The following is a 6,896-nucleotide window of genomic DNA, read 5'->3' on the forward strand; positions in this document are numbered from 1 at the left end:
AATCATCAGGCAAATCTTCTACCTAAAAGGAGCAAATAAGCAACAAGAACCAAATTTTAACAACTACTCTCCATTCTGTGTTCATCATCACGCTACAAAGGATTTGTAGCTAAAAAAGTTAACAATTGCATTACATAAAGGGTAATGTATTGTGTGAAAAACAACCACAAACACAACTAACAGGGAAAATACTCATGCAGTCATTAGTTGATTTTCTGAATGGAATTATTTGGAGCCCGGTACTGATCTATTTGTGCCTTGGCGCAGGTTTGTTCTATTCAATCATGACGCGTTTTGTACAAATTCGTCACTTCTTTGAGATGTGGCGCTTATTACTTTCAGGGAAGAGTTCAACAAAAGGGATATCATCATTTCAGGCACTTGCCGTTTCACTATCTGGCCGTGTAGGTACAGGTAACATTGCTGGTGTTGCTGCTGCTATCGGTTTCGGTGGCCCAGGCGCAGTATTCTGGATGTGGGTCGTTGCCTTCTTTGGCGCTGCAACCGCATACGCAGAATCAACACTTGCACAAATTTATAAAGAAGAAGACGAAGGCGAGTTCCGTGGTGGCCCTGCTTACTATATTGAGAAAGCAATGGGACAAAAATGGTACGCTTGGATCTTTGCTATCGCGACCATCTTTGCTTGTGGTGTTCTACTTCCTGGCGTTCAATCGAACAGTATCGGTAACGCAGTAGAAGCCGCATTTGGCTCAGGTGACATGATTGAAACCGCTATTGGTACCTTCAGTTTTGCTAAAATTTTCACTGGTACGGTTGTTTGTGTCATTTTGGCTTTCATCATTTTTGGTGGCGTAAAGCGTATCGCGAACTTTACCCAAGTCGTTGTGCCATTTATGGCGTTAGCTTACATCATTACTGCGTTTGTCATCATCCTTCTAAACATTGGTGAGGTTCCACGCATTTTCGGCATGATCATTGGTGACGCGTTCACACCAATGGCAGGCGTTGGTGCAGCAATCGGCTGGGGTGTAAAACGTGGTGTCTACTCCAACGAAGCAGGTCAAGGTACTGGTCCTCACGCAGCAGCAGCAGCGAGTGTTGATCACCCTGCTCAGCAAGGTCTTGTTCAATCTTTCTCTATTTACATCGATACACTACTTGTGTGTTCAGCAACCGCGTTCATGATTCTTATCACTGGCGCGTACAACGTAAATGGTGCGATTGAAGGTACATTCCTGGTTCAAAACCTACCAGCGGATATTGGTGCAAATGGCCCTGTGTTTACACAGATGGCGATCGAAAGCGCACTACCTGGCGTGGGTAAACCATTCATCGCAATCGCTCTATTCTTCTTCGCGTTTACGACCATTCTGGCTTACTACTACATTGCAGAAACGAACATTGCTTACATTCGTCGTACGTTCAAAGTAAATGGACTGATGTTTATTCTGAAAGTCATCATTATTTCATCCGTGTTCTACGGAACCGTGAAAACCGCCAACTTAGCATGGGCGATGGGTGATGTAGGTGTAGGACTGATGGCGTGGCTAAACATCATCGGTATTTTGATCATTTTCTTTATGTCGAAGCCTGCACTCAAAGCACTGAACGACTACGAAGAACAACAAAAACGTGGTGTGACCGATTTTACATTTAACCCTGTTGCACTGGGCATTAAAGGCGCAGATTACTGGGAAGATAAGTACCGACGTAAAACGGGTAAAGCTCCAACGGCAGACAGCAATAGCGCAGAAACTGTTGAGCAACCATCAACATAGCGTTATCACATAAATAAGAAAAAGCAGTGGTCCGATTGAGGACATAAAAAAGGGGGATTAACCAATGGTTAATCCCCCTTTCTTCATTATGAGTAACAGCTTAGGCGATAACCGCTTCAACTTTACGAGCGATTTTTGCTTTACCGACAGGTAACACTTCACGACCAAATTCGTTGTTCAGTACTTGCGCCATTGCGAAGTAAATTGCACTTGCGCCACAGAAGATACCCTCGAAGCCAGCGATAGCACCGATCACTTCGCTACCAGTGAAATCACGAGCAGCAAGCAAGAAGAACAGGATAGTTAGAGAACCAAATACCACTTGCTTCGCTGTTGGGTAACATAGAGAACCAATGAACATGAAACCAGTGAAGATGCCCCAAAGCGCTAGGTACCAACCCATAAAGCTTGCAGGGCTTGCAGGAAGACCCATGTGAGGCATTACGATTAGACCAACCAATGTTAGCCAAAATAGACCGTAAGAAGTAAACGCAGTTGTGCCGAATGTATCACCGCGTTTAAAGCACATGATGCCAACGATTACTTGGCTAAGGCCACCGTAAAAGATGCCCATCGCTAGAATCATAGAGTCAATTGGGAAAAATCCTGCATTATGAATATTGAGCAGAATAGTGGTCATACCGAAACCCATTAGACCTAGCGGTGCTGGGTTAGCCAGTTTTGTCGACATGTACAAATACCTTTTTTCAAAAATGTTGATAAAAAATGCGCGCGAATTTTAATGGGCTCCAGAACAAAAGAGAAAAGCTGTTATTGAAAACTTAGATTCCATAAATAAACCACTACATATATAAAAAAAGACCCTGCAAAAAAGCAGAGTCTTTATAGATGGTTAGGTTGTTTTTTACTCGATCACTGACAAGAAATCTCGTCCCAGAACCAGTTGCTTTGCGTTGGGCTTTCCCACACTCCTGGGCCATTTTTCGCAACAAAACATTTGTTTTGGTACGTCACTTTATCGCCGTTAGCGACTTGCGTTACACCCGGCTCCCACTGAATAAAATTGCCTGTCACTGGTGGTTCTGGCTCGGTTACTGGCGGCTCAGGTTCTGTGACGGGCGGCTCTGGCTCAGTCACCGGTGGTTCAGGTTCCGTTGTAGGCGGCTCCGTAGGAGTGCCTGAAACCAGCTTCCACGGGTCTCCTTTCGTTGGCTCATTACCTTGTGACCACCATTTCGCTTCGTAAACAGCACCTTGGTAAGAGACTTGTTCCCCCGTGTTATATACTTTGCCAGAATCCCAAGCTGCCACACCACCTACAGGCGGATCGACCGGATCCACTGGATCTAACTTGTCAACTACACGAACTTCTGGCCAACCCGCATGAGATTGGTAGAAGTTAGTTACACATTTCTCATAATCACCTGCAACTAGCGCAGAGTAAGCCGTTTGGAAACCAACAAGTTCACATTCAAAAGAGTGGCCTCCCGGACGATCTGAGTAGTATTTCCAGTTTCCATCCCAGTTGGTGTACAACACGTCTGTCGCACCATTCAGATTTAAGCTACCGTAAGGCGTCTGCTGCCAACAGGTATTGGTCTCATCGGCTTCAATTGGAATTTGATAATGGGCGGCAAGACCTTCCCAATAACGAATACGGTTAACAGGTTGACCTTTATCCTTGTTTTGCTCACCACACTCAATACCACCATTGATCACGTTGATGGTGGTACCAAAGCCGTAACCAATGCCAGCATCAAGCTCACGCTGTGAAGGCACCCAAGTACGGTCAATCACATGTAGCATTGCAGGTTTCGGTGCTTGTGGGGTTAGGAAGAACCAGATAGCCGATGCTAAGTTCAGCCACGAATCCGCAACCAAGCCTGGATTTTTCAGCAATACAGATGCATCGCCATCAAACATCACTTCAGAGAACGCGCCATAGTTAAAATGGTAAGAAAGCTGTTTAGCACCACGTCCAAAATAACCTTGTCCTGGTTCACATGGCCAACGCTTATTTTGCCAGTCATTCTGACCACAACCTGTTGTGTAACCTTCTTGCCCTTCAGACCATCCCATTTCTCGCACATGAACCAAAGCTTGCTGCCACTCTTCCAACCCTAGCGGATTATCCGATACGTTATCAATCGAAATATGGCCACCGGTTTCTTGTGCAAAGTGAGCAAACGCTGTCACGATCGATTTTTTACAAATTGCATCCGAATCACGACCGTCTGTGTACTCACCACAGAATGCAGGGAACTTACCAATTGCACGTAGGAAACGCGTGTAAGTGTATTCAGGTGCCGCCATTTGAGTCAGGAAGTCCCACTCACTTTCGGGGAATACACGCTCTACACGCTTCACGTTTTCTGGCTTGGTTGCCGCTCCAGGAACAATCGCCTCAACCACTGAGTTCGGGCGTGTCTCTAATGCTTGTGACCAAATGGCATACATAGGATCAGAAGTTTTGCTTTGCTCTACGGCTTGAACGTCACCACGAGCAATAACATAACCATTCGGATTTTGCGGATCGGGCTGAATATTCATACTCGCATTCACTTGTGCTGCTAAGACACAACTCAATGCAAGAGGAAGATGTTTGAGTGCAAACATGTCTAGTCTCCGGATTTCAACAATACAATATACGAGGAATAACTAGACATATAGTGGATCATATATACGAAACACCGAGCCAAGTACGTTGATTCTGCGAGACAAAATGAATAAATAGGTCCTCACACACATTTTGTCACAAGAAAAATGTTACCTTGACTCAAAAGAAAAGCGGAGACCCTGTGAGCCTCCGCTTTGTGATGTTTCTCTCTTTATTGTCCTGCCGAAACCACCTCTAGCTTCGCGGTTGACTTTTGTTTAGACAGCACAAAATAAACCACACACTGAGAAATAATTGCGGCAAGCACAATCACTGGTGAGGCGTTGATTCCAGCTAAAAGAAAACACCCCAATGCGATCATTCCATTGAGTAATGCGTAAGGCAATTGTGTACGGAAGTGCTCATACTGTTCACACCCCGCTCCTGTCGACGACAAAATCGTAGTTTCAGAGATGGGAGAACAGTGATCGCCAAACAAGCCACCAGATAATACCGCACCAATACAAACCAACAGTGGTGCATCAATCGCGACGGCAGTTGGGATCACTAATGGCATCATGATGGCAAACGTCCCCCAAGATGATCCCGTAGCGAACGAGATAATACCGGCCAGTAAAAACGCAACCGCTGGCAATAACCAGTAAGGGAAACCGGCTTGAGCTTGTTCAGCAATGTATGCAGCTGCACCTAATTCTTTCCCAACCGAGCTAAGCGCCCAAGCCAATACCAGAATCACCGCCACTGACATCATGTTTGACATCCCTTTCAGATAAACCTGAATACCATCCGAAAGCTTTCTTACGCCATAAAACGCCATCAGCGCAATTAAAGTGAAGGCCGCGAAGAAATATGCAGAAGAAAGTGCAGCCCTAAACGTTGATCCTGCCACTTTTTGAAATGGAAAACCGTGTGGCACGAGGATGGTACATAGAACCACCAGCATAACGAGCAAAGGTGCCCATACAAAACTAGATTTTGCATTTTTATGCGTAAACACATTCATAGACTCCTGCACTTTCCCAAAGTCGGAGCCCTGCTCTGCTAGTTGTTCAGCCTTCGCCATCGGTCCGAAATCTAATTTGAAGAAAGAGACAATCGGCACAATCGCGATCGCAAGAAAGGCGTAAAACTGATATGGGATCGCACCAATGAAAGCATCCCAATCACTCATACTGACATTCAGGGCAGTAAACGCTTTTTGAATCAATCCCATGATGTAAACGCCCCATCCGATAAAAGGGATCAAGATTGCGACGGGAGAGGAAGTCGAATCGATAATAAAAGCTAATTTTTGGCGTGATACTTTTAACTTATCAAATAAAGGGCGAAAAACAGGACCAACAATCAACGGTGTACCAAGGTCAGAGAAGAAAATAACCACACCACCGAACCAAGCGGACAGTTGAGCTTGGCACTTACTCGCCACCCATTGAGTGACCTTTTTAGCAAACGCCACACCACCGCCAGATTTCTCCATCAAGGCAACAAAGCCACCAATAAAGACCAAGAGCAAAATGACGCCCGCATTGTAGCTGTCAGTTAATTGCGGCAGTAGATAGCTTTTCATCAATGCACTAAACGAGTCTAGTGGCCCTTTTTCGACAAATGTCCCTTCGAGCATAGCGACACCACTCACCACACCCGCGAATAAACCAACAACGACATTTCTTGTGGTCAGCGCGAGGAAAAGAGTAATAAGGATGGGAATGAGAGAGGTAACGTCAGCCTGTTCCATAGCAATACCATTTATGATAATCAAACAATTAAAGTGAATATATATTTAATTTAACCGCATGTATATATCTCTCACGAAAAAGTTGAGCCACCTCTTCACAAACTTGAAGTACAAAAAAACCAGCCCGAAGGCTGGTTCTTATAAACTCAACTGTCTAGAGGAAAATTATTCCCACTCGAAGATCAACGAGCACAAAATACATCTAAATAACAGCTAGTTAGAAATGCCACCTTTCTCGATACCATCATCTATACCATGCGCAGAATTTTTTTGATTTTTTGCGTCTCGTCGGCGTTTTAGTTCGGCTTTGGCCCAAATTGAAGATTCTTCCATATCGCGACGAAGTTCTTGTATCTCTTCAACACTAAGCCGTCGTGGACCTGAGGTAATTCTATCCATCTTGTGCCTCCAACTTGTCGCAGTACATTTTAAAACGCATCAAAACATGAGTTACTAACAAGAAATATTGGGGATATTTTTAGATTGTTTTTCATACACATCTTGAAAGCCATCAACACTGCCCAAAGATTATACAACGAGGAATAACCTCGTTAAATAAAAAGGATCAAATCATGGGTTTGAAACCAGGGCCAAAACCAATAGCCAAGTCGACCGGCAAGCCAGATCAACGTCGACGTGACAACAAAAAAACTCCAGGAAACACTCCCGGCTTAAAGCCAAGCAAATCCTCGACCAAGTAACGCTACCTCAATATCGAGTCAGTGTAAGTGATACTGACTCTTGTTGCTAAAACCCAAAACACGCTTTTGCCCCATTATAAGACAGAGTAAATACTCATTCATATCCTGTTTATTGGGTTTTGCCTTACTAAAAGTAATCC

General features: G+C 44.6%; 5 protein-coding genes. 1 reads left to right on the forward strand and 4 read right to left on the reverse strand.

The annotated features are described in order from the left end of the window. Positions 1 to 194: 194 nt before the first annotated feature. The gene (locus R7M72_RS20965; protein WP_005381681.1) at positions 195 to 1,742 is read left to right on the forward strand and encodes an alanine/glycine:cation symporter family protein; all 1,548 of its coding nucleotides are present in this window, start codon (positions 195 to 197) and stop codon (positions 1,740 to 1,742) included. Positions 1,743 to 1,842: 100 nt separating this feature from the next. Here the strand turns inward: R7M72_RS20965 and R7M72_RS20970 are convergent, their stop codons facing one another. From R7M72_RS20970 to R7M72_RS20985, 4 genes are all read right to left on the reverse strand, one after another. Beyond that, positions 1,843 to 2,433 (reverse strand): acetate uptake transporter, encoded by a 591-nt coding sequence (locus R7M72_RS20970; RefSeq protein ID WP_005381682.1) that lies wholly within the window; start codon positions 2,431 to 2,433, stop codon positions 1,843 to 1,845. 182 nt (positions 2,434 to 2,615) lie between these two features. Continuing rightward, positions 2,616 to 4,319, reverse strand: a complete 1,704-nt coding sequence (locus tag R7M72_RS20975) for a chitinase (protein ID WP_213870972.1) — start codon at positions 4,317 to 4,319, stop codon at positions 2,616 to 2,618. A 212-nt stretch (positions 4,320 to 4,531) separates the two neighbouring features. Then, positions 4,532 to 6,055 (reverse strand): Na+/H+ antiporter NhaC family protein, encoded by a 1,524-nt coding sequence (locus R7M72_RS20980; protein ID WP_318056313.1) that lies wholly within the window; start codon positions 6,053 to 6,055, stop codon positions 4,532 to 4,534. Between the two features lie 213 nt (positions 6,056 to 6,268). Beyond that, complete coding sequence (locus R7M72_RS20985) at positions 6,269 to 6,454, reverse strand: hypothetical protein (RefSeq protein ID WP_025594098.1); 186 nt, start codon at positions 6,452 to 6,454, stop codon at positions 6,269 to 6,271. Between the last annotated feature and the right edge of the window lie 442 nt (positions 6,455 to 6,896).

It is taken from the genome of Vibrio sp. YT-18 (genome assembly GCF_033337345.1).
GTDB lineage: Bacteria > Pseudomonadota > Gammaproteobacteria > Enterobacterales > Vibrionaceae > Vibrio > Vibrio alginolyticus.